Here is a 23,566-nt window from a genome sequence, read left to right as displayed (position 1 = left end):
GATGTGCCGTCACGGATGGCTCGTCCGTCTCTTCATTTCTCTCATCAGGGCAGGATCGCCTATGTCACTAATCACCGAGTTGCCAGCCATATTCGATAGTTTTTCAGATGCCCGTCGTCAGGGCTTTCTGGCTGTAATGGCACTCAAGGAGCGACAGATCCCCCTGGTCGGCACCTACTGCACCTTTATGCCGCAGGAGATGGCGATGGCCGCCGGCGCGGTGGTGGTATCGCTCTGCTCCACCAGCGACGAGACCATCGAGGAGGCCGAGAAAGACTTGCCCCGCAACCTCTGCCCGCTGATCAAGAGCAGCTACGGGTTCGGCAAGACCGACAAGTGCCCCTACTTCTACTTCTCCGATCTGGTGGTGGGGGAAACCACCTGCGACGGCAAGAAGAAGATGTACGAGTACATGGCCGAGTTCAAACCGGTGCATGTGATGCAATTGCCCAATCGCGCCGATGACGAAGCATCCCGCACCCTGTGGCGCAGCGAAATCGTCCGCTTCAAGGAGTTGCTGGAGCAGCAGTTCGGCAACCCCATCAGCGAGCAGGCGCTGCGCGACGCCATCGTGCTGAAGAACCGCGAGCGCCGCGCGCTGGCCGACTTCTACCGGCTGGGTCAGCTCAACCCGCCGGCGCTGAGCGGCACCGACATCCTCAAGGTGGTCTATGGCGCCACCTTCCGCTTCGACAAGGAGCAGCTCATCAGCGAGCTGCAGGAGATGACCCGCCGCATCAAGGCCGAGTATGCCGAGGGCAAGCGGCTCGATGCCCGCCCGCGCATCCTCATCACCGGCTGCCCCATCGGCGGCGCGGCCGACAAGGTGGTGCGCCTCATCGAGGAGCACGGCGGCTGGGTAGTGGGTTACGAGAACTGCACCGGCGCCAAGGCGACCGAGCAGTGCGTCAGCGAGGAGGGTGACCTGTTCGATGCGCTGACCGACAAGTATCTGGCCATCGGCTGCTCCTGCATCTCCCCCAACCACCAGCGCATGAATCTGCTGAGCCAGATGGTGGAGGAGTATCAGGCAGACGGGGTGATCGATGTGATCCTGCAGGCCTGCCACACCTATGCGGTGGAGTCGCTCGCCATCAAGCGTCACGTACGAGAACGCCACGGCATCCCCTACATGGCGGTCGAGACCGACTACTCCAGCGCCGACAAGGGGCAACTGGCGACCCGGCTGGCGGCCTTTATCGAAATGCTGTGAGGAGGCGCCGTGTCACTCTCCATCGGGATTGACTCGGGCTCCACCGCGACCAAGGGGATCCTGTTCGACCACAAGGATGGCGGGCGTATCGTCCGCCGTTTTCTGGTGCCGACCCCTTTTCGTCCGCTGGCCGCCATCGAGCAAGGCTGGGAGGAGCTCTCGGCCGATTTACCAGAGCGCCCCCACCTGACCCTGACCGGCTATGGCCGCGATCTGGCATCGTTCGCCAATCGCCGGGTCACCGAGATCTCCTGCCACGGGCTGGGGGCTCGCCTGCTCTGCCCGTCGGTACACACCGTCATCGACATCGGCGGGCAGGATAGCAAGGTGATCCTGCTAGATAGCGAGGGCAATCTCACCGACTTTCTGATGAACGACAAGTGCGCCGCCGGTACCGGTCGCTTTCTCGAGGTGATCACCCGCACTCTGGGGGCGCGGGTCGAGCAGCTTGACGAACTGCTGCAAGGGGCCGAGCCCCACGACATCAGCAGCATGTGCACCGTGTTTGCCGAATCGGAGGCGATCAGCCTGCGCTCGGCGGGCATTCCGGCCGAGTCGATCCTGGCCGGCATCGTCCGCGCCATGGCCCGGCGCAGTGCCAACTTTATCGGCCGCCTCGGTGCCAGACCGAGCGTACTCTTTACCGGCGGCGTCAGCCACTGCGCCACCTTCCGCCACTATCTGGCGCAAGGATTGGGCTGCGAAGTGACCACCCATCCGGATGCCCAGTTTGCCGGTGCGCTGGGGGCCGCCCTGTTCGGCGCGCGCGCCAGCACGGGAGGAAAATCATGAATCAGGAGTTTCTCTACCTGTTCCACTCCACCCTCGGCACAGTCAGGCTGCGCAAACGGCTGGAGCAGCACGGTCAGTCGTTTCGGGTCTGCGATGTGCCGCGTCTGCTCAGCGCCGGCTGTGGCCTCGCCATTCGTCTCCACTGCCCGCCAGACGAGTGGCAACAGTGGTGCCAGAGTGGTGAAACCGCCGCCGTCTTTCGCTGCGAAGCGGGCGGCGACTATCAGGAGCTGGCCCGCTATCCGGCCGATAGTCAGGACATGGCCAAGCATACGCCTGTGGCTGGCAGTCGGAGTCATGGATGATAAAGAGCTATCCCATGGCCGTTTATCTGCGCATGCCGGCCAATCTGGCGTTGGGGGGATTCTTCCTCGCCTCCGCCGGGTTCAAGCTGGTATCCCCCGCCCTGTTCATCGAGCAGATCGGCGCCTTTGGCCTGATCTGGCCGCCGCTAATCCCGTTCGCCGCCTGGGGGCTGATTGCCCTTGAGCTCTGCGCAGGACTTGCGGTCATCGCCAACCGGCGCTGGGGACTCTGGCTGGTGATCGGGCTGCTCGCCCTGTTTATTCCGGTGTTGGGCTATGGCGTTGCCATCGGGCTCGACATCTCTTGCGGCTGTCTGGGCAGGGCTGATCTCGGCTCGTTACCGGAGGCCATTGTGCGGGATCTGCTGCTACTGACGCTTGCGGGCGCCCTGCTGCGAACTTCCCGCCCCGTTTTTCCCGTTCTAAAGGAGTAGTGACATGATGACATTGCGATCCCGCACCCTGCTGGCCTCGCTGATCGCCGCCAGCTTTGCCCTCGGTGGCTGTGGCGACAACCAGTTCGAGCAGGAGGTGAAGCTGGAGCAGTCGGCGGTGCAGCTGGCGCAAGAGACGCAGCAGGGGGGCTATCAGCTGCTGACCGTGGCCGAGCTGAAGACCCGGATGGACAAGGGCGAGGAGCTGGTGATCATCGACACCATGCCCTATGAGGACTCCTACAAGAAAGAGCACATCCCGGGCGCCAAGAACTTCGTCTTCGTGAAGGAGGCCAAGTCCGGCGACAACTGGAGCGAGATCATCGAGGGGAGCGGCACCCCGGAGCAGTTCCAGGCGCTGCTGGGTGAAGACAAGTCCCGCCCGGTGGTGATCTACTGCGGCTTCGTCAAGTGCGGCCGCAGCCACAACGCCGCCGCCTGGGCGGTGACTCAGGGCTATCAGCAGGTCTATCGGGTACCGGGCGGCATCTTCGCCTGGAAAGGCGCCGGTTACCCCGTCTCTGCCGAGTAATACCTGCTCACAAGGCAACACTGTCGACATAAAGAAGCCCGCAACTGCGGGCTTCTGTCATATTGGGGAACGCTGGGGCTAGCTGGCGGCCTGCTGATCTAGGACCTGCGTCTCGGCCAGCTGCTGTTTGCCCAGCAACCGCTTGGTGATCATCGCCGCCATGATGGAGCCATTGACGTTGAGAGCGGTACGGCCCATGTCCACCAGCGGCTCGATGGCGATCATCACCCCCACCAGCGCGATGGGGAGGTTGAGGGTGGAGAGCACGATCAGCGCGGCGAAGGTGCCGCCACCGCCGACGCCAGCCACCCCGATGGAGCCCAGCGCAATCACCGGCAGCAGAGTCAGCAGGAACAGGGGATCAAACGGGTTGATACCGAGCATGGGGGCAATCATCGCCACCATTATGGCCGGATAGATGCCGGCACAGCCGTTCTGGCCGAGGTTGGCACCGAACGAGGCGGCGAAGTTGGCGATGCTGGCGGGCACACCAAGACGCTGCTGGGTCTCGATGCTGAGCGGAATGGAGGCGGCGCTGCTGCGGGAGACAAAAGCGAAGGTGAGCACGCCCCACACTTCCCGCAGGTAGTGTAGCGGGTTCTGACCGATCAGCAGCAGGATCACCATGTGCACCGCAAACATCGCCAGAATGGCGACGTAGCAGACCAGAATAAAGCCGAGCAGGCTGAGGATCTCGCTCAGGGGATAGTGGGCCACCACCCGGGCGATCAGCGCCATCACGCCATAGGGGGTGAGCGCAATCACCACCCGCACCATCTTCATCACCCACAGTTGCAGGGTGTCGATGGCCACGGCGGCGCGAGCACCGGCCTGTGGATGCTCCGCCTTCAACTGCAGCAAGGCAACCCCCGCCAGCACGGTAAAGATCACCACCCCGATCACCGAGAGGCCGCGGCTACCCGCCATATCGGCGGCAAAGTTGGTGGGCACCAGCGAGAGCAGCAGGGCTGGCAGAGTCTGGGCACTGTCGATGGTGCTCATACTCTGTTGCAGGGCGGCGCTGTCGCTACCGTGGCTCAACAGCCCGGCTGCCGTGAGACCACTCAGGTGGGTGATGGTCATCCCCACCAGACCGGCGATCATCACCAGGGTCAGCATGGAGCCGATCAGCACGGCGCTGATCTTGCCGAGGGACTGGGCCTGCTCCAGCTTGTTGATGGCGGAGAGGATGGAGGTGAACACCAGCGGCATCATCACCACCTTGAGCAGGCTGACATAGCCGCCGCCGATGATATTGACCCACTCCAGGGTCTGCTGAACGCCGGCATCATCGGCGCCCCAGCCCAGTTGCAGCGCCAGCCCGAACAGGGCGCCAAGCAGCAGACCCGCAAGTACCTTGCGCGAGAGCGGCAAACCGGTAGGCAACCGGGTGAGAGTAAAACAGAGCAGACAAAAAACAAGCGATGCAATCAGGACAAACATCATGAATACCTGTAGCGGCCATCAGGCCGAAAGTGGATAGAAACGAAGGGAGATGCGGACTGGGCCGCAGAACAAAACGCCGGAATGCAGGAGAGTGCAGGCGTGAAAAAGCAGCGGACGCCCGAGGGGGCGTCCGCTGGCAATCGGGGGAATTACTTCTTTACGGGGGCGTCGTACTGCTCGGGTTCGTCGCTATAGACGCAGACATTCCACTTCGCGGCCAAACCATCTTCCGCCAGACAGTAACGCTCGAAGAAAGCCTTGATCTCCGCGCGCTGGCAGTGAGCCTCGAAAGAGGCCATATCTTGCCAAATCTCGTTGAACACGATGGGGAAACTCTCCCCCTCGGCAAAGGGGCTCGCGATGTGGCGGGTCACCCGATATTGCAGGCAGCCATCCTCACGCAGGGTGTTGGGCTCGAGTGCCTGCAGCACCTGAAACAGGGCCTGCTCCTGACCGGGTTTGGGCAGGAATTGGGCAATGCAGTAAACCTTCTTGGACATGGGTTCCTCCTGGTTGTGGCGGGCTCAGGCTTGCTGCAGCGTGACCACTTGATTGTCGATAAGGCGGGCCTTGCCAAGATAAGCAGCCATCAGGATCACCAGCTGCGCGCTCTCGTCTGTGGCGGATTCGAGGGTGGCGGCATCGACGATGTCGATGGCATCGGTACGAAAACCGGCGTTGTCGAGACGCTGGCTTGCCTGCGCCACCAAGGAGGGCAGGTGGTGGTCACCCGCTTCAATCTGCTCGGCGATCCAGTTCATGGTGCGCGCCAGCTCGGGGGCAATGGCACGCTCGGCCGCAGTCAGGTAGCCGTTGCGTGAAGATAGCGCCAGCCCGTCTTCGGCCCGCACGGTCGGCACGCCGACGATCTCGATGGGCATCGCCATGTCGGCCACCATCTTGCGAATAAGCGCCAGCTGCTGGTAATCCTTCTGGCCAAAGCAGGCCACATCCGGCTGTACCAGATTGAACAACTTGGTGACGACGGTACTGACACCGCGGAAGTGACCCGGGCGCAGCGCCCCCTCCAGCAGATTGGAGAGACCCGGCACCTCGACGAAGGTCTGGCTGGCCAGCCCCTGCGGATACATGATCTCCGGGGTCGGGGTGAACACCATGTCGACCCCGGCCGCTTCCAGCGCAGCGCAATCCTGCTCCAGAGTGCGCGGGTAGTTGGCGAGATCCTCGGCCTTGTCGAACTGCATCGGGTTGACGAAGATGCTGACCACCACTTTCTCGGCGTGGCTGTGCGCCTCTTTCACCAGCGTCAGGTGGCCCTGATGCAGGTTACCCATGGTGGGCACGAATGCGATGGCACGCCCTTCACGGCGCCATTGGCTGATCTGCTCACGCAGAACGACGGGATTATTTACGACCAACATCAGCAGTTCACCTTCCGATAAATCAAAAAGAGAGACGGGTTGCATCCACAGATAGCGCTCGGGCGGGATGGTGCACGAACATGGCTATCAGCAGTTCACCTTTAGATGAATCAATAAGATACGGATTAGCTATACGGATTAACTGCGCGAGGCTGAGAAGCAGAGACGGGGGCCGCAGCCCCCATCATGCAACCGCCAGGATCAATTGAAGCAGTGTTCCGGGCCCGGGAAGCTCCCCTCGCTCACCTGCTGCACATATAGGCGGATGGCGGCACGCACATCGCCGGTCTCGGCCAGGAAGTTCTTGGTGAACTTGGGCACATAGCCGGAGGTTACACCAAAAGCATCGTGCATCACCAAAATCTGACCATCGGTCGCGGGGCCGGCACCAATGCCGATCACCGGGATGCGAAGCGCCTTGGTGATGCGCTCGGCCAGCGCAGTGGGCACACACTCGAGCACCAGCAGCTGGATACCGGCCGCTTGCAGCTCGAGGGCCTGGCGATAGATCTCCTGCGCCTGAAACTCGTCACGCCCCTGCACCTTGAAGCCGCCAAAGACATGAACGGATTGCGGGGTAAGGCCGAGGTGACCGCACACCGGCACCCCGTTGCGAGTAAGGTGGCGGATGGAGTCACAGAGCCAGTCGCCCCCTTCCATCTTCACCATGCGGGCACCGGCCGCCATCAGGCGGGCGGCGTTCTGGTAAGTCTGCTCGGGGGTGGCGTAGCTCATGAACGGCATGTCGGCGACCACCAGTGCCTTGCTGGCACCGCGTGCCACACAGCGGGTGTGATAGACCATCTCATCCATGTTGACCGCCAGGGTATCCTGACCCCCTTGCAGCACCATGCCCAGTGAATCGCCGATGAGCAGCACGTGGGCCCCCTCGTCGTCGAACAGCTTGGCAAAGGTGGCATCATAGGCGGTGATGGCGGTGAACTTTTGACCTTCCTGCTTCATCTTCAGCAGGCTGGCGGTGGTGATCTTGCTCATAGAGGCTCCTGTACGTCTGCACGCGGGGCAATGATGGCCAAATCATTGTGCGGGCAGCGGGCAACCAGTCGGGCGAGCGGGGTGCCGCAGGGCAGCACCAGAGCAGGCGCAATTTCGGCAAGGGGCAGCAGCACGAACTCCCGCTCCTTCATGCCGTAGTGGGGTACGATCAGGCGCTCATGGTTGATCACCTGATCCCCATAGAGCAGCAGGTCGAGATCCAGAGTTCTCGGCCCCCACCGCTCATCTTTGCGCACACGTCCCTGTTCCAGCTCGATTTTTTGTAATTGGTCCAGCAGCGCAAGGGGCGCGAGCCGGGTATTGAGCCGGGCCACGGCATTGACGTAGTCCGGTTGGTCAGCAGGCCCCATGGGGCGGCTGCTGTAAAACGACGAGGCCTCCACCAGCACAGATTCCGGCAACCTTGCCAAGGCGGCAACGGCGCGACGAGCCTGACCCAGCGGGTCAGACAGGTTGGAACCAATGGCGATGAAGACCTCGGTCATCACGTCTGTTGTCACTCGGCCACTTTCGGTTTGCGGCGACGGGGGCGACGACGGTTGCGGCTGTTGCTGCTGCGCTTCTCGCCATCGTGGCTACGGGCCTCGCCGCGCTCACCGCTGGCCGGGCGACGGGTCGCTTCACGCTGCAATTGCGGGCGCACATCCGGATTGGAGGCAACATAGCGCTCCCACCAGCTGGCCAGCTCGCCGAGACCGCGCTCGACCCGGTTGCGCAGCAACAGGAAGTCGAACGCCGCGCGGAACTTGGGATGCTCCATGGCGCGCTCGGGGTGCTTGCCCTGACGACGGGTCAGCCGCTGTTGCAGTGCCCAGATGTCGCGGACATCGGTGGTGAAACGGCGGGGAACGGCGATGATCCGCACCTGATTGTCCAGTACCTCGTTGATCGCCAGCATGAAGGCGTCATACCAGGGCAGGCCGCTCTCGTTCTCCAGCACCCGACCACGGGCCTCGACGCAGCCCCACAGCAGGGTGGCGTAGAGGAAGGCGGGGGTGACGCGCTTATCTTCACGAACGCGGGTGTCGGTATCGATCAGCGCCTGCTCGATAAACTGCTCGTAGGGCGAGTTGCCGTGCGGGGTAAACAGCGCAGCCACTTGCGGGAAGAGCTGCTGGAACAGGCCATACTCGCGCAGCAGTTTGTAGGTCGCCAGACCGTCGCCAGCCAGGAACAGCTTGAGGGTCTCCTCAAACAGGCGGGCAGCCGGTATGTCTTGCAGCAGCGGCGCCAGCTCCTTGATGGGGGCGGCGGTACGCGGGCTGATGGTCATATCCAGCTTGGCGGCAAAGCGCACGGCGCGCAGCATACGCACCGGATCTTCACGATAACGGGTCTCGGGATCGCCGATCAGCTCAAGCTTGCGCTCGGCCAGATCTTCCAGACCCCCTTCGAAATCGTGCAGGGTGAAATCTTTGGCGCTGTAGTAGAGGGCGTTGACGGTAAAGTCGCGGCGCTCGGCATCCTCTTCGATGGTGCCGTAGACGTTGTCGCGCAGCAGCATGCCTTCATCAGACTGGGCCGACACATGTTTGCTGGTATTGACCTGATGGTGGTGACCCCGGAAGGTGGCCACTTCGATCACGTCACGACCAAAGACAATGTGGGCCAGGCGGAAACGACGGCCAATCAGGCGGCAGTTGCTGAACAGCGCCTTGATCTGCTCCGGCGTCGCATCGGTTGCGATGTCGAAATCCTTGGGCGTCTTCCCGAGCAGCAGATCCCGGACTCCGCCGCCGACCAGGTAGGCTTCGTAGCCGCCCTTGTTCAGGCGATAGAGCACCTTGAGTGCATTCTCGCTGATCTCTTTGCGCGAAATAGGGTGCTGATCACGGCTTAAGGTACGACGTTGACCGGCGACACGGGCTGGAATGGGGGATTCCACCGACTGCTCGCCGTCTTCCTTGCCGAGCACCTTGCGGCAAAAGTTTGCGATCTGGGAAAAAATGGTACACCTCTTCATGACTTCTAAATTGACGGGAGGCCAAAAAATAGCGGCCTATCATAGCTCACGCCTAACCAAATGAAAAACCGTGCTGACAATTGATCCCGCATGAAACCGTCCGCCAGCGAAAATAGCGGTCAATCTGCACATAGCTCACGCCTGACCAAATGAAAAACCGTGCTGACAATTGATCCCGCATGAAACCGTCTGCCAACGAAAATAGCGGTCTATCAGCGCCCAGCTCACGCCTTATTACACGAAAACCGGCTCTTTTTACTCAAGGTCCAGCGGGATTTTCTCGCTGGCGGGCACCCGTTCTAGCTGCCAGTTGGCGATGCCCCAGCCGATGATCTCGTCGATCCGGCTTGCCATCAGCTCGGGCGGCGGGCACTGGCCGAGGAAGTGCAGCGCCTGCCACAGTGCCGGGCGCACCTCATCAAGCGCCAGCGCAGGCGCATGGTTCTGCTTGGAGAGCTTGTTGCCATCTGCCAGCACCGCCAGCGGCAGGTGCACCCAGTCGGGCACCGGTGCCCCCAGGGTCTGGTAGAGGGCAATCTGGCGCACCGTGGGCTCCAGCAGATCGGCGCCGCGCACTATCTCGGTGATGCCGCTGTCCATATCATCCACCACCACCGCCAGGTTGTAGGCGTAGAGCCCGTCGCGGCGGCGGATAATAAAATCCTCCTCGGCGAGCGCCGTAGGGACCGCGATATGGCCCTGCAAGCGATCGTCGAAGTGGTAGACCGGATGGTGCTGGCGCAGCCGGGCAGCGCAACCTTCGGCCGCAAGCCCGAGGGTGCGGCAGTGGCCGCTGTAGAGACCGCCCGCGGCCATGATTTCGCGCCGGGTGCAACGGCACCAGTAGAGATCCCCCGCACGATAGAGCTGGTCGATGATCTCGTCATAGCGGCCGTGGCGCGCGCTCTGGAACATCACCTCCCCATCCCACTCGAGGCCATATGCCTCAAGGGTCTTGAGGATCAGGGCCGCTGCCCCCGCCATCTCCCGCGGCGGATCGATATCCTCGATGCGCACCAGCCAGCGTCCCTGCTGCGCTCTGGCCTGCAAAAAGCTGCCGAGGGCGGCGATCAGCGAACCGAAATGAAGCGGGCCTGAGGGTGAGGGGGCAAAGCGGCCGACATAGGGACGTGCAAAGGGTGAGGACGGGGGATTCACTGGCATGACTGTTCGGGTAAGCGATTCATTGAGGCTGCATTCTGGGGCGCGACCGCCAAAAGCTCAATAAAAAAGGGAGCCCGCGAGCTCCCTTTTTCATATACCAGAGGGTCGGGATCAACCGGCCATCTGTTTTTCCTTGATCTCGGCCAGCGTCTTGCAATCGACACAGAGGTCGGCAGTCGGACGGGCTTCCAGACGACGGATACCGATCTCGATACCGCAGTGTTCGCAGTAACCGAAATCATCGTCTTCAAGCAGCTGCAAGGTCTTCTCGATCTTCTTGATCAGCTTGCGTTCACGGTCGCGGGTACGCAGTTCAAGAGCGAACTCTTCTTCTTGCGCGGCACGATCCACGGGATCCGGGAAGTTGGCAGCCTCGTCTTTCATATGGTCGACGGTACGATCAACTTCCTGCATCAGTTGGTTGCGCCAGGCACCCAGGATCTTGCGAAAATGCGCCTTTTGTTGGTCATTCATGTACTCCTCACCCGGCTTTTCCTGGTAAGGCGCGACACCCGCAATGGCCAGGGGGCCCAGAGATTTCCTGTTTTCGCCTGTTGGCATGCCCTGTCTCCTAATTCAGCACGCTACCCGTGCCATCCATAAATTGAGGGCGACATCTATAGCAGAAGGGTAACGGGTAAGCAAACGAGCCGTACCAATAATGTTACCCACTCCAATATTTATGCACTCCCCTCGGGTAACAGGTGACCAGATTCAAACGGGATAAACCCTTGAGCCACCATGCCTTGCACCCCAACATGGGGCCGATAGCATAAAATTTCAACCCCCGCTGCGATTGCCTGCTCAATTAGCACTATAGTGCGGATCTATATGTGTTGCAGGGCGCATCCGGCTTATTCCGGAGTGCAACACCATAAAGAGCAGCACGGCCCTGTGGCCCGCCGCTTTCATCGCCATCAACTCGCGCAAATGCTTGGCACCACGGGCGGTGACCGCATCGGGGAAATAGCCCATACCCGGATCTTCACGTTCGTCGAGCAGGGTGACCGATTTTACCTCGATGTAACAATTGCCCTTCTCGTCATCTTCCAGCAACAGATCGATGCGACTGTTCTCTTCGCCATACTTCACCTCGGTGCGCAACCGGCTGTACCCCGCCAACGGAGCAATGGCCTCCTGCTCGATCAACTCCCGGGCGATCTGGTTGGCACGCGCCGTGTTGACGCAGATAAAGTGGCCTGCCGGGCTCTCGGCGATCTCCCAGCTGTTGGGCAGCTTGCGCTTGGGGTTATCGGAGGTGGAGTACCAGACCAGGGTGCCCGGATCGGCACAACCGGTCATGGCACCGGTGTTGGCGCAGTGGATAGTGATGACCTCGCCGTTATCGAGTTGCACATCGGTCAGAAAGCGCTTGTAGCGGGCCACCAGCTGGCCCGATTGCAGAGGGGGATCAAAGATCACGGGTTAGTCCTCCGCGCGTCTTCTTTTACCCGGGCGCGCAGCGGCCAGCAGGCAAGCGGCTCGTAGCGCACCCCGTCCGGGGTCGAGATGGATTGATAGAGGCAGAACTCATCGGCCTGCAGCAGAAAATTTGGGGCAGGCAGGATGGCAGGAGCCTCGCCCGCCTTGCGCGACAGGGTGACGTGGGGGCGATAACCCTGCTCGCCATTGCCAAGACGCAACTTCTCACCGTGGCGTCGCAGCGCCTTTGCCAGCACGGTCAGCTCGTTGGGCCACTCCTTCGGGCCAATCCAAGCAGCCTTGGCCCGGCTGAACCAGCCGGTCTCATCCAGCCTGATGGAGAGCGGCGGACAGTGCTGACGCTCCACGGCGGCGATCAGGCGGCGGGTGGTCAACTCGTCCGCCTCACCCAGAAATGCCAGGGTCAGGTGGAGGTTGGCTTGCGGCACCGGCTGACCGGGCCAGGGCAGCTGATCGCGCCAGGCGATGAGCTCGGGAGCTAGCTCCTTGACGGGCAGGGCAAAGAAGAGTTTGGCCATGTGGTGATAATGCCTTTTTCACGCTCATTGGATGGGCCCATTCTATGGCAGCTATCCGGCCATGTCTCGCCAGCCTCCCGCCCGAGTGGCCATATCCGCACATCCACTCACGGTGGCGCGGGCGGCTGTGGCAGAATAGGCGCCGTTTTACCGGTTGCCATAGAAGGTGCTCATCGCTTTGTCCCAACTCCCCATCGTTTCGGTATTGCCCGAACTCTTTGCCACCCTCGACAGCCACACCAGCGTGATCCTGCAGGCGCCACCCGGCGCGGGCAAATCGACCCTGCTGCCACTGGAGCTGGTGCGTCAGAACCGGCTGCCCGGCCGCATCATCATGCTGGAACCAAGGCGCCTTGCGGCGCGCAATATCGCCACTTTTCTGGCGCGCCAACTGGGGGAGAAGGTGGGCGAGCGCATCGGCCTGCGGGTGCGTGGCGAGAGCCGCACCAGCTCAACGACCCGGCTCGAGATCGTCACCGAAGGGGTGCTGACCCGGATGTTGCAGCAAGACCCGGAGCTGACTGGCGTCTCGCTGGTCATCTTCGATGAGTTCCACGAACGCAGTCTGCACGCCGATACCGCGCTGGCCTTCGCGATCGAGAGCCAGCAGGGATTGCGCGATGATCTCAAGCTCCTGGTGATGTCAGCTACCCTGGATGGCATGGCACTCGAGACCTTGCTGCCGGATGCCCCTGTGGTTCGCTCCGAAGGGCGCGGTTTCCCCATCGACTACCACTACCGCCCCGCCAACCGCCAGCAGTGGCTGGAGCCGCAAGTCGGCGCCGTGGTGCTCGAAGCGCTGGCCGATCAAGATGGCAGCCTGCTGGTCTTTCTGCCGGGACAGGGTGAGATCGAGCGACTGGCGCAATGGTTGGCAGACAAACTGTCGGACGACGTGACCCTCTCTCCCCTCTACGGCCGCCTCGACATGGCGGCGCAGCAGGCAGCCATCGAACCGGCGCCTGCCGGCCGCCGTAAGCTGGTGCTCACCACCAATGTGGCGGAGACCTCCCTCACTATTGAGGGGATTTCGGTGGTGATCGATAGCGGGCTGGAACGACGGGCTTCCTTTGATCTGAAAAGCGGCGTCACCCGACTGGAGACCCGCCAGATAGCCAAATCCTCCGCCACCCAGCGGGCAGGCCGCGCCGGTCGTCTCGGCCCCGGCGTCTGCTACCGGCTCTGGAGCAGCGAGGTGCAGGAGCGGCTCGCCGAGCAGAGCCCGCCAGATATCCTCACTCAGGAGCTGACCGGCCTGCTGCTGGACGCCGCCCAGTGGGGGGCAAAGGTGGAAGATCTGCCGCTTCTCGATATGCCTCCCACCGCCGCGGTGGCCAGCGCCCAGCGGCTACTGGTGGCTCTTGGCGCCATGAAGCCGGAGGGTGAGCAACAACTCACTCCCGCTGGCCGCGCCATGGCCGCTTTCGGTACTCACCCTCGCCTCGCTCGCATGCTGCTACGCGCCCGCGAGCTGGAGTCCGAGGGTCTGACAGGGATTGTCGCCGATGCTGCTTATCTGGTGGCGTTGCAGGAAGAAGATCTGCGAGGATCGGAGCGCCTCTCTGTGCTGTTCCACCGCCGTCAAAACGCCCTGCGCCAGAGCGCGGCCCGCTGGTTTGAACGGCTTGGCGCCCGCCCTGCCAGTGCGCAGGGTCAGTGGCTGGGGCTGCTCTGCGCCCTCGCCTGGCCGGATCGCATCGGCAAACTGCGTAGCGGCAGTCGCTATCAACTCAGTGGTGGGGTGAGCTGCGATCTGGTAGAAGGTCATCCCTGTCAGGGACAAGGGGCGCTGATCGCCATCGAGATGGGGCAGAACGATCGCGGCAGCCGCATCTTTATCGCCGAACCGGTCGATCTGGACGAGCTGGTACGCCTGCTGCCGGAGCTGGTGAGCGAACGGCAGTGGTTCGACTGGGATGAGCGGGAAGAGCGGGTGCGCGCCGAGCGCCAGCAGGTGATCGGCGAACTGGTGCTGAGCCAGCGACCGCTGACCGAACTCTCTGACGAGCAGAAAGGGCGCTGCCTGCTGCAAGGCATTCGCCGCAAGGGGCTGCATGTGCTGCCTTGGGACGAGAGCAGCGAAGGACTGCTGGCCCGTCTGCGCTGCGCCCGCGACTGGCTGCCCGATGAGGGGTGGCCCGCGATGGATGACGAGAGCCTGCTGGCCACACTGGAGCAGTGGCTGCTGCCAGCGGTGAGCGGTATGACCCGGCTGGAGCAGCTGAAGAGGCTCAATATGAGCGACATCCTGCGCCAATCCCTGCCCTGGCCGTTGCCCAAACGGCTGGACGAGGCGCTGCCGAGCCACTTTGCGGCGCCCACCGGCAGCCGGGTGCGGATCCGCTATCAGCCGGGGCAGGCACCGGTGATCCCGGTGCGCATTCAGGAGATGTTCGGTCAAGGTTCGACCCCCTGCGTGGCCGATGGCCGGGTGCCGCTGGTAGTGGAGCTGCTCTCCCCCGCCCAGCGACCGCTGCAGATCACTGCCGATCTGGCCGCTTTCTGGGCAGGATCCTACGAACAGGTGAAGAAAGAGATGAAGGGGCGCTATCCCCGCCACTACTGGCCGGATAATCCGCTGGAAGCGATGCCGACCAAGGTCACCAAAAAGAAGATGGGCATCTAGGTTCGGCGGGTTAATCCCGCTCGAACGTTCGCGAATGCGACATAACAAGTAGAAAGGAAAGCAAAGAGGATTTATGGCAACCCAACGACGCAAGCGTGCCCCCAAGAAGGCAGCGCCCAAACGCACCATCTGGCGCAAGCTGTTCTGGCTTGGCTTCAAGCTCTCCCTGGTGGTGGCGGCCTTTATGGTGGTGTTTGGCATCTACCTCGATACCAAGGTGCGCGAGCGCTTCGATGGCGAGAAGTGGCAGCTGCCGGTGATGGTCTACAGCCGCCCGCTGGAGCTCTATCCCAGCCAGCGCCTGTCGCGGGACCAGATGCTGCGCGAGCTCAACATGCTGAGCTACAAGCAGGTGCGCCAGCCTCACACGCCGGGTGAATACACCATCAACGGCAACCGCATCGAGCTGATTCGCCGTCCGTTCGAGTTCTATGACGGCGCCGACGGAGCCCGCGGCCTGCGCCTCACCTTCAACGGCCCGCGCCTTGAGGGGATCCAGTCGCTGGAGAACCAGCGCCAGCTCGGTTACGCCCAGATGGACCCTGTGCTGCTCGATCGCCTCAATACCGAAGATCGGGAAGATCGCCTGCTGGTGCGTATCGCCGAAGTGCCCGACAGCCTGCTGGTGACCCTGCTCACCACCGAAGATCGCGACTTCTACCAGCATGGCGGCGTCTCGCCAGTGGCCATCATGCGCGCCATGTTCGCCAACCTGATCGCGGGTCGCACCGTGCAGGGGGGCAGTACCCTGACCCAGCAGCTGGCCAAAAACTTCTTCCTGACCCGTGAACGCAGCCTGTGGCGAAAACTGCAGGAAGCCTATATGGCGGTGCTGATCGACTATCGCTACAGTAAGGACGAGATCCTGGAGTCTTACCTCAACGAGGTCTATCTGGGGCAGAACTTCTCGCAAGGGGTCTATGGTTTCGGGCTTGCCTCCTACTTCTACTTCGGCATTCCGGTCAACGAGCTGGATATCGATCAGGTCGCCCTGCTGGTCGGTCTGGTGAAAGGCCCCTCCTATTACGACCCATGGCGCTTCCCGGAGCGGGCCAAGACCCGCCGTGATCTGGTGCTGAAGCTGCTGATGGATCACGGCAGCCTGACCCAGGCCGAGTATGAGCTGGCCAGCCGCCAGCCCCTCGGCATCATCGCCCGCGGCCAGATGAGTTATGGCCGTACCCCGGCCTTTATGGGACTGCTCAAGCGGGAGATCCAGAGCCGCTTCGGCGCCGATCTGCTCAAGCAGTCTGGCCTCAAGATCTTCACCAGCCTCGACCCCATCGCCCAGCACGCGGCCGAGCGGGCGGTCGAATCGGGCCTCGCCGATATCGAGAAACTGCGCGGCAAGAAGAAGCTGGAGGCGGCCATGGTGGTCTCCGACTGGCACAAGGGCGAAGTGGTGGCACTGGTGGGTGGCCGCGATCCCCGTTACGCCGGGTTCAACCGGGCGCTGGATGCCCGCCGCCAGATCGGCTCGCTGGTGAAACCGGCGGTCTACCTGACCGGTCTCTCCAACGGCCTGACCCTGGCGACCCCGCTCAAAGATCAGCCGATCCGTATTCGCGGTCAGGATGGTCAGGTCTGGACGCCGCAAAACTACGATCGCAAGTTCCGCCAGAGCGTGCCGCTGATGGATGCGCTGGCCAGCTCCCTCAACGTGCCGACCGTCAATCTGGGTCTGCAAGTCGGGCTGGAGAAGGTAGTCGATACCCTGCACAAGCTGGGAGTCCAGCAGGAGATCCAGCCCTATCCGTCGCTGGTGCTGGGGGCGGTGGCCCTCTCCCCGCTGGAGGTGAACCAGATGTATCTGCCCATCGCCAATCAGGGGCTGACCCAGCCGCTGTCGGCCATTCGCGCCGTGGTGAACGGGGATGGCAGCCTGCTCTATCAGCATGATCAGACCGCCAAGCGGGTCACCGACCAGCAAGCAAGCTGGCTGACCCTGTTCGCCATGACCAAGACGGTGAGTCAGGGCACGGCCCGCGCCCTCAGTGCCAAGTTCCCGGGCGCCACCATGGCGGCCAAGACTGGCACCACCAACGAGCTGCGCGACTCCTGGTTTGCCGGGATGGACAACAACGAACTGGTCAGTATCTGGGTCGGTCGCGACGACAACACCCCGGCGGGCTTGACCGGTGCCAGCGGTGCCCTGCAGCTCTTTAGCGGCTACATGAGCCAGCGCGGCGTCAACAGTCTGGGGCTGAAGATGCCGGAAGGGGTCACCTGGGCCAACTTCTCCCGCGCCAGCGGCACCCGCGTCACCAGCGACTGCCCGGGCAGCCTGCAGGTACCGGCCAAAGCCTCCACCATGGGCTCCCCGGCCGGTTGCGCAAGCAGTGCGACGCCACGCAGTGCGCTGGATGACTGGTTCGGCGGTTTCTTCAACTAGATCAACAACACGGGCAGCGCAGGCTGCCCGTTCACTATGCTGCTGACAAGGAAACACCATGACCTTTCCGCTGTTTGACACCATTCACCATGTGGCCATCATCGCCAGCGATTACCCACGTTCGCGCCACTTCTACCACGAGGTGCTGGGGCTACCCATTATCGCCGAGACCCTGCGCGAGGCGCGCCAGTCGTGGAAACTGGATCTGGCCCTGCCGGACGGCAGCCAGCTGGAGCTGTTCAGCTTCCCCTCGCCTCCCGAGCGCCCCTCCCGCCCCGAGGCGTGCGGCCTGCGCCATCTCGCCTTTCGGGTCAGCGACCTTGACCGGGTCATCGCCCACCTGCTGGCCCATCGGGTCGAGGTAGAGCCGGTACGGGTGGACGAGCTGACCGGCAAGCGCTTTACCTTCTTTGCCGACCCCGACGGCCTGCCGCTGGAGCTCTACGAAGCACCGCGCTGAGCCTGAGGCGGTCAAAAAGTCGGCCAAACAAAAAGCCGCCCGGCGAAACCGGGCGGCTTTTGTTATTGCTTCAGATTCTCAGGCGGTAGTCAGCATAACGACAGCCAGCGCCATCACCATCATGCCAGCCCAGCCGATGGGCTTGAGGCGCTCACCGAAGAAGAGCAAACCGCCCAGCGCCGTACCGACGATGCCGATAGCCCCCCAGGTGGCGTAGGCAACAGCTAGGTCAATCTGGCCGCCACTTACCGCTTCCGAGAGCAGGGTAAAGGCGCCGAGTACCAGCATGATCCCCAGGAATCCCCACCCCTTGTAACGAAAACCCTTGGAGCGGTTGATGGCCATGTTGGCGCCGATATCGATCAGTGCGGCACCCAATACAATCACAAACGGACTCATGCTGTGGCCTCCGCTTCTACTGACTTGTCTGCGGGCTCATCATGGGTCTCCCCCATGGTCACCATAACAATCCCCACTATCGCGAGAGCCAAGCCAATCAGCTCCTGAACGGTCACATCGTAACCAAGGAACATGACCGACACTATGGTGATCAAGGTGATCCCGAGCCCCTCCCAGAGCGCAAACGCAATACCAATGGAGATTGTTTTGGCGGCTTTCGCCAGCAACCAGTACGAGAAGCCGATCAACAGCCACATCGGGATGTAATTCATCCAGCCAGCTCCCTGCTCGGGGATCATGGCCATGCTGGAGGTACCGGCGACCTCGGTCACGATGGCGCCGGTCAAAAACAGCCGGGCCAGAAACATACGACTTAATAACATATAAGATGCCTTTGTTGCTTCGACGGGAGAGATGGTAAACGGGGAGAAGCAACTCGCGACAATCGCTCAGCGTCGATTATTCCGACGCCACAGGTTTGCCTTGCCTTGGTTCGACACGCTAAGGTGATAGTGAAAAACTCCGCCATAGCCTGTAAAACATGAAGCTATATCAGATAGAACTCTTTGTAGAGTCCGCCAATAGTGGCTCTATTGCCAACACTGCCCGTCGCCTCGGCAAAAGCCGCAGCGCCGTCAGCACCGCCATCGCGGCGCTGGAAGTTGAGCTTGGCGTCGAACTTTTTGAACGAGGTGCCAATCAGAGTCGTCTGACCGAGATCGGCGAGCTGGTGCTGGATGATTGCACTCGCCTGCTGCAGGCAGCCAACAGCTTGCAGCAGAAGTGCAAACATTACGCCTCGGGGGCCGAAGTGGCGCTGCGGGTTGCCCGCGATGACGCCATTCCCGAGCCGGTGTGGCGCGAGATGCTGGCCAGCCTGCACAATCAGTTTCCCGGCACCAGTATCTCGCTGGTGCTCGCCTCTCCGCCCGAACTGCCAGCGCTGGTGGAAGAGGGGTTCGTCGATGCCGCTTTTGGCCTTATCACCGAGGATCAGGAGCGCAGCGGCCTCAATATCGACGTGCTCAACCCGATCCGCACCCTGATGGTGGTGGCACCCAGCCATCCGCTGGCCGGACTGAAGCGGGTCAAACAGCAGGATCTGACCGATCACACCCAGGTCACCCTCTCGTATGTAGATGAATTTTCGGTAAAAAGCCTGCTACCTGTGGGAGGCCAGCATATCGGCCTCTCCAGCTTCGAGTTGATGCGCAATGCGGTACTGGACGGGCTGGGTTGGGCAGTGCTCCCCTCGCCTCTGATCCAGAGCCAGCTGCGACAAGGCACCCTGCTGACCCTGAAACACAAGTTCAGCCTGCAGTGGCGGGATTACGGGGTCTATCTGGCGGAAAACGCCTATCACGGCAAGGTGTTGGCCTGGTTGAAGAAGTCGATCCAGGGGTATCTGGAACCTTTCGAGTAGCGATAAAGAGGCGGAGCCAGCTCACGATATCTGCTTATCCTGATGATCCGAGCGGATGTGATCGTGCATACTGTTCACATACTCATTGAGCGCCGGAGGCGTAACCGATATGAGCAGTGCCCAAGACAAGGACGATATCTTGCTGGACGACGACATCATCGAACTCGATGATGAGGAGGTCGTGGTCCCCAAGGCACTCAACCCATGGCAAGTGCTGATCGTGGATGATGAGCCGGATATCCATCATGCCACCCGCCTGGCCCTCTCCAACATTCATTACAAATCCCGTCCGCTGGAGCTGCTCAATGCCTACAGCGGCGCCGAAGCTGGCCGCATGCTGGAGGCCAATCCCAGGATTGCGCTGATCCTGCTCGATGTGGTGATGGAGACCGAAGATGCAGGTCTGCGGCTGGTGCACCGGATCCGCAACGAAATGCACAACTCGCTGGTACGGATCGTGCTGCGTACCGGCCAACCCGGCCAAGCCCCCGAGCAGCGGGTGATCCTCGATTACGACATCAATGACTACAAGACCAAGACCGAACTGACGGTACAAAAGCTCTACACCACCGTCATCGCATCCCTGCGCTCATACGAAACCCTCAGTGCCATCGACAAGAGCCGTCAGGGGCTCGGCAAAATTCTGGAAGGGGCGGGCGATCTCTACCATCTTCATTCACTCAAGGAGTTTGCCTCCGGCGTGCTGAAACAGATCAGCGCCATTCTTGATGTGGGCACCGAAGGGGCTATCTGTGCCGAGCGCCGTCCTGGCGAACAGGGGCTGGAGATCCTCGCCGCCACCGGCGACTACGAGACTCTGCTGGATGATGGCAAGATCACCGACTTCCCCACCCTCAATGACTCGGTCATGAAGGCACTGGCGGCGCGCTGCAACCGCTTTGAACACCCGCAGGACTCCCTCTATATCGCCGCCCAGAATGGTCGCGAGTTCGTGTTGAGTTTTACCCCGACCCAGCCTCTCGATCCCCTCGAGTGCGATCTGCTGGATGTCTTCTGTCAGCGCATCTCGGCAGCCTACGACAACCTCTATCTCTACAACCAGTTGCTGCGCGCGCAGGAGGCCACCGTGGTGGCGCTGGCGGCGCTGGCGGAGTTTCGCGACTCCGATACCGGCGAGCATGTCTTGCGGGTGCAGAAACTCTCGGATGCCATCGTGGCCGAATTGAAGCAGATGGCGGCCTATCCCGAGCAGCTGACCCCGGAGTTTGTCGAAATGATCGGCATGGCCTCCATCCTGCACGATGTGGGCAAGGTGGGCACCCCGGACCATATCCTGCACAAGCCCGGACGTTTCGACCCGGAAGAGCGGGCCATCATGGAGCAGCACGCCGGTATCGGCGCCAATATCCTGCACAAGGCGGGTGAAATGGTGGAGGGAACCAGCTACCTCTCTCTCGGCGCCGAAATCGCTCGGGGCCACCATGAACACTTCGATGGCAAGGGCTACCCGCAGCAGCTGGCTGGTCAGCAGATCCCGCTGTCGGCGCGGATTGTGGCGGTAGTCGATGTATTCGATGCCCTGCTCAGCAAGCGTCCCTACAAGGAGCCCTGGACGCTGGCGCAGACCATGGAGTATATCCAGTCCCGCTCCGGCACCCAGTTTGACCCTCATGTAGTGACAGCCCTGTCGCGACTGGTCAACGAGTCGAGACTCCCCTACTCGCTCTGACCACCTTTGCTCGCAACTCCACATGCCCTGCCGGTGACCAAGGTCAGCGGCAGGGCATCAAAACAGCCGTTTTGTTGCATCCCGCACACATCAAAGTGCCGCAAAGCGGAAACATCCCCCTTCTTTGTTAGCGATAGCCGCTGAAATATGGTCATTTAACATCACATCGCTATAATATCGGCCTGCAAACCTGATACTAACAACGAAGGAATTATCATGAGCCTGAACCTGGTACCGGCCGGCAAGAGCCTGCCCGACGATATCTATGTCATCATCGAAATCCCGCAGAATGCCGACCCGATCAAATACGAAGTCGACAAGGACAGCGGTGCTATTTTCGTCGATCGCTTCATGTCTACCCCGATGTTCTATCCGTGCAACTACGGCTACGTGAACGCGACTCTCTCTCTGGATGGTGACCCCGTCGACGTACTGGTTCCGACCCCCTACCCGCTGCTGGCCGGTTCCGTCATTCGCTGCCGTCCGGTTGGCGTGCTGAAGATGACCGACGAATCTGGCGAAGATGCCAAGATCGTTGCCGTACCGCACTCCAAGCTGACCAAGCAGTACGACCACATCCAGGATGTGAACGATCTGCCGGAACTACTGAAAGCCCAGATCCAGCACTTCTTCGAGCGCTACAAAGAGCTGGAAGCGGGCAAATGGGTCAAGGTGGAAGGTTGGGGCGACAAGGCCGCTGCCGAAGCCGAGATCAAAACCTCTGCCGAGCGTTACGCTGCCAAGTAAGCGTCACTTCGCTTGTAAAAAAGGCGCCTTATGGCGCCTTTTTTGTCGGTGTGTGCGGCAGCTGACCGGCCGCATCTTCGGCAGGATTGCCCTGAATGTATATTTCACGACCATCTTTCTGGTAGGGACGATAGTAATCACCGCCACAGCGATAGCCACCGCCCGGCTGGCTCATCAGCTCGCAGTTGACCGGCAACACCTCCAGCCACTTGATGGCCTGCTGGTAGCGCAACCACTCCTGCCATTCGTGTTCGCGCGCCAGCTGGTCACGCAGGGCAAAGGTATCAGCAACGGACATCCCCTTGTTGACGATCACCTGACCCGCCATGGCTGGCAGGCTGAGCAGCCCAAACAGCACTATGATCCAAGGCTTCATAACCCCTCCAGAGTGACTTAATTTCACAATTAAATTAAAAGTCACATCAATCTGTTATCCAGATCACAAAACGAAACATCACCAAAGTGGTGCCGGCTCACCTAGTTGTTAATTATCGTCCACGGCAGGAAGCACCACCATGAAGCTGACCCCCGCGCTGTTGCTCAGCCTCACTCTCTGCACCACTCTTGGTGCTACAAGCAACGCCAGCGAAATCAACATGAGCTGGCAGTGGCAATCCACCGATGGCCAGCGCAAGCACTTCCAGCTGACCACCGACGATCAGGTGATGGCCGCCAGTCGCCACGAGATGAGCCTGCTAAAGGCTTCCCTCACCAATCCGCTGGAGACCCTTTACGCCTACATCAGCCCGCGGCTCTACAACAGCATCAACCTGATCAATCAGAGCAGCCCGGAGACAGCTACCAAATTTCGCAATCTGGAGCAGGCCTTCACCCTGCGGGACGACAGCATGGAGTCGATGCTGTTCTGGCAAGCCTACCAGCAGTATCAGGAAGATGCCTTCTACCAGATGAGGGTGATCCCCTGCGTCCATCCGGCCAATCGCAAACTGCCTTGCGTGCGACCCGATTACTCCCAGCTCTTCTACCACTTCAAGGGGCATCTCAAACCGCTGGCGCAGCAGTTTGCCGCCAAGGATCTCGCCACCAGCGTCAGCCTGCTGCAGGAGTGGCTGAACGCCATCCCCACCCAGCCGGAACAGCTGGATCACTTCGCGCCACCGCTGCAGGCACTGCAGGATAACAAGGCCGATAGCGACGAGAAGGCGCTGCTGATGGCCAGTCTGCTTGCGGAGCTGGCGCCGCAATATGTGCTCAGCATCATCTATCCGGATATCAGCATCGGCAGCGTCTCCCCTGCCTGGCTGGCCATTACGGCAGACAGTGGCGTACCCGGTGATGTGGTGGTGATCAACAATCAGCGCCATGTGCTGCTGACCGGCTCGTCCCTGCTGGCCCAGCAGATGACCATGGCCAAGATCCCCCTCATCAGCGAGTCGCTCTACTGACGCAGACAGCTCAGACCAGCTGCCAATTCATTGATTTTTATCGATGTCATGCCATCCTAGCCGCCCTTGCCAGCCAACCACCTGACTGGCGGGGCGCCGACGCTTCTGAATTGCGATCTTATTTAACACTTTTTAAACAGATCCGATCAGTTTAGGATGAAGCTCGCCCATTCCCTCAATCCGAAACTCGTTATAACATAACAAATGGAGTGTC

24 protein-coding genes and 1 pseudogene are annotated in these 23,566 nt (G+C 61.3%); 12 read left to right on the top strand and 13 right to left on the bottom strand.

Annotation, left to right across the window (positions count from 1 at the left end; all coding sequences use genetic code 11):
- Positions 1-61: 61 nt before the first annotated feature.
- Genes ACTG2W_RS16945 through ACTG2W_RS16925 form a run of 5 tightly spaced genes read left to right on the top strand, consistent with a single transcriptional unit; the run spans position 62 to position 3,276 of the window.
- Entirely contained in the window at positions 62-1,213 is a 1,152-nt protein-coding gene (locus ACTG2W_RS16945) for a double-cubane-cluster-containing anaerobic reductase (RefSeq protein WP_106844382.1), read from the top strand.
- Between the two features lie 9 nt (positions 1,214-1,222).
- A complete protein-coding gene (locus ACTG2W_RS16940; RefSeq protein ID WP_106844383.1) occupies positions 1,223-2,005 on the top strand; it encodes an acyl-CoA dehydratase activase in 783 nt (260 codons plus the stop codon).
- Complete coding sequence (locus tag ACTG2W_RS16935) at positions 2,002-2,310, top strand: DUF3343 domain-containing protein (RefSeq protein WP_106844384.1); 309 nt, start codon at positions 2,002-2,004, stop codon at positions 2,308-2,310. The genes ACTG2W_RS16940 and ACTG2W_RS16935 overlap by 4 nt, the downstream gene beginning before the upstream one ends.
- A gap of 14 nt (positions 2,311-2,324) precedes the next feature.
- Positions 2,325-2,744, top strand: coding sequence for a MauE/DoxX family redox-associated membrane protein (locus ACTG2W_RS16930; protein ID WP_235657042.1), 420 nt, complete (start codon positions 2,325-2,327; stop codon positions 2,742-2,744).
- A 4-nt stretch (positions 2,745-2,748) separates the two neighbouring features.
- Positions 2,749-3,276: a rhodanese-like domain-containing protein gene (locus tag ACTG2W_RS16925; RefSeq protein ID WP_033134998.1), complete on the top strand. Its 528-nt coding sequence runs from the start codon at positions 2,749-2,751 to the stop codon at positions 3,274-3,276.
- Between the two features lie 78 nt (positions 3,277-3,354).
- Here ACTG2W_RS16925 and ACTG2W_RS16920 read toward each other — a convergent pair whose 3' ends face one another.
- The 10 genes and pseudogenes from ACTG2W_RS16920 to thpR all read right to left on the bottom strand — a co-directional run bounded on the left by ACTG2W_RS16920 (position 3,355) and on the right by thpR (position 12,209).
- Positions 3,355-4,719 (bottom strand): cation:dicarboxylate symporter family transporter, encoded by a 1,365-nt coding sequence (locus ACTG2W_RS16920; protein WP_421309323.1) that lies wholly within the window; start codon positions 4,717-4,719, stop codon positions 3,355-3,357.
- 152 nt (positions 4,720-4,871) lie between these two features.
- The gene (locus tag ACTG2W_RS16915; RefSeq protein ID WP_005335638.1) at positions 4,872-5,222 is read right to left on the bottom strand and encodes a putative quinol monooxygenase; all 351 of its coding nucleotides are present in this window, start codon (positions 5,220-5,222) and stop codon (positions 4,872-4,874) included.
- A 24-nt stretch (positions 5,223-5,246) separates the two neighbouring features.
- Positions 5,247-6,104 carry a pantoate--beta-alanine ligase gene (gene panC / locus ACTG2W_RS16910; protein ID WP_005335639.1) on the bottom strand — a complete coding sequence of 286 codons (858 nt, stop codon included), beginning with the start codon at positions 6,102-6,104 and terminating at the stop codon, positions 5,247-5,249.
- 201 nt (positions 6,105-6,305) lie between these two features.
- Complete coding sequence (gene panB / locus ACTG2W_RS16905; RefSeq protein WP_005335640.1) at positions 6,306-7,100, bottom strand: 3-methyl-2-oxobutanoate hydroxymethyltransferase; 795 nt, start codon at positions 7,098-7,100, stop codon at positions 6,306-6,308.
- On the bottom strand, positions 7,097-7,606 hold the full coding sequence (folK, locus tag ACTG2W_RS16900) for a 2-amino-4-hydroxy-6-hydroxymethyldihydropteridine diphosphokinase (protein ID WP_005354659.1): 510 nt from the start codon (positions 7,604-7,606) through the stop codon (positions 7,097-7,099). Before folK ends, panB begins: the two co-directional genes overlap by 4 nt.
- Positions 7,607-7,617: 11 nt before the next feature.
- Positions 7,618-9,084 (bottom strand): polynucleotide adenylyltransferase PcnB, encoded by a 1,467-nt coding sequence (pcnB, locus tag ACTG2W_RS16895; RefSeq protein ID WP_005335642.1) that lies wholly within the window; start codon positions 9,082-9,084, stop codon positions 7,618-7,620.
- A 255-nt stretch (positions 9,085-9,339) separates the two neighbouring features.
- Positions 9,340-10,248: a tRNA glutamyl-Q(34) synthetase GluQRS gene (gene gluQRS, locus ACTG2W_RS16890; RefSeq protein WP_069529861.1), complete on the bottom strand. Its 909-nt coding sequence runs from the start codon at positions 10,246-10,248 to the stop codon at positions 9,340-9,342.
- Between the two features lie 111 nt (positions 10,249-10,359).
- Positions 10,360-10,809: an RNA polymerase-binding protein DksA gene (gene dksA / locus ACTG2W_RS16885; protein WP_005335644.1), complete on the bottom strand. Its 450-nt coding sequence runs from the start codon at positions 10,807-10,809 to the stop codon at positions 10,360-10,362.
- Between the two features lie 119 nt (positions 10,810-10,928).
- Positions 10,929-11,670, bottom strand: a pseudogene (gene sfsA / locus ACTG2W_RS16880) (DNA/RNA nuclease SfsA).
- On the bottom strand, positions 11,667-12,209 hold the full coding sequence (thpR, locus tag ACTG2W_RS16875) for an RNA 2',3'-cyclic phosphodiesterase (RefSeq protein WP_245148392.1): 543 nt from the start codon (positions 12,207-12,209) through the stop codon (positions 11,667-11,669). The pseudogene sfsA and the gene thpR overlap by 4 nt, the downstream one beginning before the upstream one ends.
- Before the next feature lie 178 nt (positions 12,210-12,387).
- Between thpR and hrpB the strand changes: the two genes are divergently transcribed.
- The 3 genes from hrpB to gloA2 all read left to right on the top strand — a co-directional run bounded on the left by hrpB (position 12,388) and on the right by gloA2 (position 17,687).
- Positions 12,388-14,835, top strand: coding sequence for an ATP-dependent helicase HrpB (gene hrpB / locus ACTG2W_RS16870; RefSeq protein ID WP_128834118.1), 2,448 nt, complete (start codon positions 12,388-12,390; stop codon positions 14,833-14,835).
- Between the two features lie 73 nt (positions 14,836-14,908).
- Complete coding sequence (mrcB, locus tag ACTG2W_RS16865; RefSeq protein ID WP_042052390.1) at positions 14,909-17,227, top strand: penicillin-binding protein 1B; 2,319 nt, start codon at positions 14,909-14,911, stop codon at positions 17,225-17,227.
- 58 nt (positions 17,228-17,285) lie between these two features.
- Positions 17,286-17,687 (top strand): SMU1112c/YaeR family gloxylase I-like metalloprotein, encoded by a 402-nt coding sequence (gene gloA2, locus ACTG2W_RS16860; RefSeq protein WP_106844388.1) that lies wholly within the window; start codon positions 17,286-17,288, stop codon positions 17,685-17,687.
- Between the two features lie 78 nt (positions 17,688-17,765).
- On the opposite strand, the gene ACTG2W_RS16855 is transcribed toward gloA2, so the two are convergent.
- Positions 17,766-18,086, bottom strand: a complete 321-nt coding sequence (locus tag ACTG2W_RS16855) for an SMR family transporter (RefSeq protein ID WP_005335659.1) — start codon at positions 18,084-18,086, stop codon at positions 17,766-17,768.
- Positions 18,083-18,469 (bottom strand): DMT family transporter, encoded by a 387-nt coding sequence (locus ACTG2W_RS16850; protein WP_005335660.1) that lies wholly within the window; start codon positions 18,467-18,469, stop codon positions 18,083-18,085. The genes ACTG2W_RS16855 and ACTG2W_RS16850 overlap by 4 nt, the downstream gene beginning before the upstream one ends.
- 158 nt (positions 18,470-18,627) lie before the next feature.
- On the opposite strand from ACTG2W_RS16850, the gene ACTG2W_RS16845 reads away from it, so the two are divergent.
- From ACTG2W_RS16845 to ppa, 3 genes are all read left to right on the top strand, one after another.
- Positions 18,628-19,509, top strand: a complete 882-nt coding sequence (locus ACTG2W_RS16845; RefSeq protein WP_106844389.1) for a LysR family transcriptional regulator — start codon at positions 18,628-18,630, stop codon at positions 19,507-19,509.
- A 109-nt stretch (positions 19,510-19,618) separates the two neighbouring features.
- Positions 19,619-21,199, top strand: coding sequence for a DUF3369 domain-containing protein (locus ACTG2W_RS16840; protein WP_101529634.1), 1,581 nt, complete (start codon positions 19,619-19,621; stop codon positions 21,197-21,199).
- A gap of 216 nt (positions 21,200-21,415) precedes the next feature.
- Positions 21,416-21,946 carry an inorganic diphosphatase gene (ppa, locus tag ACTG2W_RS16835; RefSeq protein WP_005335667.1) on the top strand — a complete coding sequence of 177 codons (531 nt, stop codon included), beginning with the start codon at positions 21,416-21,418 and terminating at the stop codon, positions 21,944-21,946.
- Positions 21,947-21,974: 28 nt separating this feature from the next.
- Here ppa and ACTG2W_RS16830 read toward each other — a convergent pair whose 3' ends face one another.
- Positions 21,975-22,322 carry a hypothetical protein gene (locus tag ACTG2W_RS16830; protein WP_106844390.1) on the bottom strand — a complete coding sequence of 116 codons (348 nt, stop codon included), beginning with the start codon at positions 22,320-22,322 and terminating at the stop codon, positions 21,975-21,977.
- Positions 22,323-22,461: 139 nt separating this feature from the next.
- Between ACTG2W_RS16830 and ACTG2W_RS16825 the strand changes: the two genes are divergently transcribed.
- On the top strand, positions 22,462-23,352 hold the full coding sequence (locus ACTG2W_RS16825; RefSeq protein WP_043821720.1) for a hypothetical protein: 891 nt from the start codon (positions 22,462-22,464) through the stop codon (positions 23,350-23,352).
- Positions 23,353-23,566: the final 214 nt, after the last annotated feature.

It is taken from the genome of Aeromonas sp. 96A (genome assembly GCF_051919165.1).
Lineage (GTDB): Bacteria > Pseudomonadota > Gammaproteobacteria > Enterobacterales > Aeromonadaceae > Aeromonas > Aeromonas veronii.
The sequence above is the reverse complement of the archived record's forward strand: the minus strand, read 5'-3'. Positions and strand labels throughout refer to the sequence as shown.

Bases quoted from the DNA above. Each gene is read 5' to 3' on its own strand.
- mrcB (WP_042052390.1), top strand. From the start codon at position 14,909: ATGGCAACCCAACGACGCAAGCGTGCCCCCAAGAAGGCAGCGCCCAAA.
- gloA2 (WP_106844388.1), top strand. From the start codon at position 17,286: ATGACCTTTCCGCTGTTTGACACCATTCACCATGTGGCCATCATCGCC.
- ACTG2W_RS16935 (WP_106844384.1), top strand. From the start codon at position 2,002: ATGAATCAGGAGTTTCTCTACCTGTTCCACTCCACCCTCGGCACAGTC.
- gluQRS (WP_069529861.1), bottom strand. From the start codon at position 10,248: ATGCCAGTGAATCCCCCGTCCTCACCCTTTGCACGTCCCTATGTCGGC.
- thpR (WP_245148392.1), bottom strand. From the start codon at position 12,209: ATGGCCAAACTCTTCTTTGCCCTGCCCGTCAAGGAGCTAGCTCCCGAG.
- ACTG2W_RS16925 (WP_033134998.1), top strand. From the start codon at position 2,749: ATGATGACATTGCGATCCCGCACCCTGCTGGCCTCGCTGATCGCCGCC.
- ACTG2W_RS16825 (WP_043821720.1), top strand. From the start codon at position 22,462: ATGAAGCTGACCCCCGCGCTGTTGCTCAGCCTCACTCTCTGCACCACT.
- ACTG2W_RS16930 (WP_235657042.1), top strand. From the start codon at position 2,325: ATGGCCGTTTATCTGCGCATGCCGGCCAATCTGGCGTTGGGGGGATTC.
- ACTG2W_RS16920 (WP_421309323.1), bottom strand. From the start codon at position 4,719: ATGTTTGTCCTGATTGCATCGCTTGTTTTTTGTCTGCTCTGTTTTACT.
- panB (WP_005335640.1), bottom strand. From the start codon at position 7,100: ATGAGCAAGATCACCACCGCCAGCCTGCTGAAGATGAAGCAGGAAGGT.
- dksA (WP_005335644.1), bottom strand. From the start codon at position 10,809: ATGCCAACAGGCGAAAACAGGAAATCTCTGGGCCCCCTGGCCATTGCG.
- ACTG2W_RS16845 (WP_106844389.1), top strand. From the start codon at position 18,628: ATGAAGCTATATCAGATAGAACTCTTTGTAGAGTCCGCCAATAGTGGC.
- folK (WP_005354659.1), bottom strand. From the start codon at position 7,606: ATGACCGAGGTCTTCATCGCCATTGGTTCCAACCTGTCTGACCCGCTG.
- ACTG2W_RS16855 (WP_005335659.1), bottom strand. From the start codon at position 18,086: ATGAGTCCGTTTGTGATTGTATTGGGTGCCGCACTGATCGATATCGGC.
- ACTG2W_RS16850 (WP_005335660.1), bottom strand. From the start codon at position 18,469: ATGTTATTAAGTCGTATGTTTCTGGCCCGGCTGTTTTTGACCGGCGCC.
- pcnB (WP_005335642.1), bottom strand. From the start codon at position 9,084: ATGAAGAGGTGTACCATTTTTTCCCAGATCGCAAACTTTTGCCGCAAG.
- panC (WP_005335639.1), bottom strand. From the start codon at position 6,104: ATGTTGGTCGTAAATAATCCCGTCGTTCTGCGTGAGCAGATCAGCCAA.
- ACTG2W_RS16945 (WP_106844382.1), top strand. From the start codon at position 62: ATGTCACTAATCACCGAGTTGCCAGCCATATTCGATAGTTTTTCAGAT.
- ACTG2W_RS16840 (WP_101529634.1), top strand. From the start codon at position 19,619: ATGAGCAGTGCCCAAGACAAGGACGATATCTTGCTGGACGACGACATC.
- ACTG2W_RS16830 (WP_106844390.1), bottom strand. From the start codon at position 22,322: ATGAAGCCTTGGATCATAGTGCTGTTTGGGCTGCTCAGCCTGCCAGCC.
- ACTG2W_RS16915 (WP_005335638.1), bottom strand. From the start codon at position 5,222: ATGTCCAAGAAGGTTTACTGCATTGCCCAATTCCTGCCCAAACCCGGT.
- ppa (WP_005335667.1), top strand. From the start codon at position 21,416: ATGAGCCTGAACCTGGTACCGGCCGGCAAGAGCCTGCCCGACGATATC.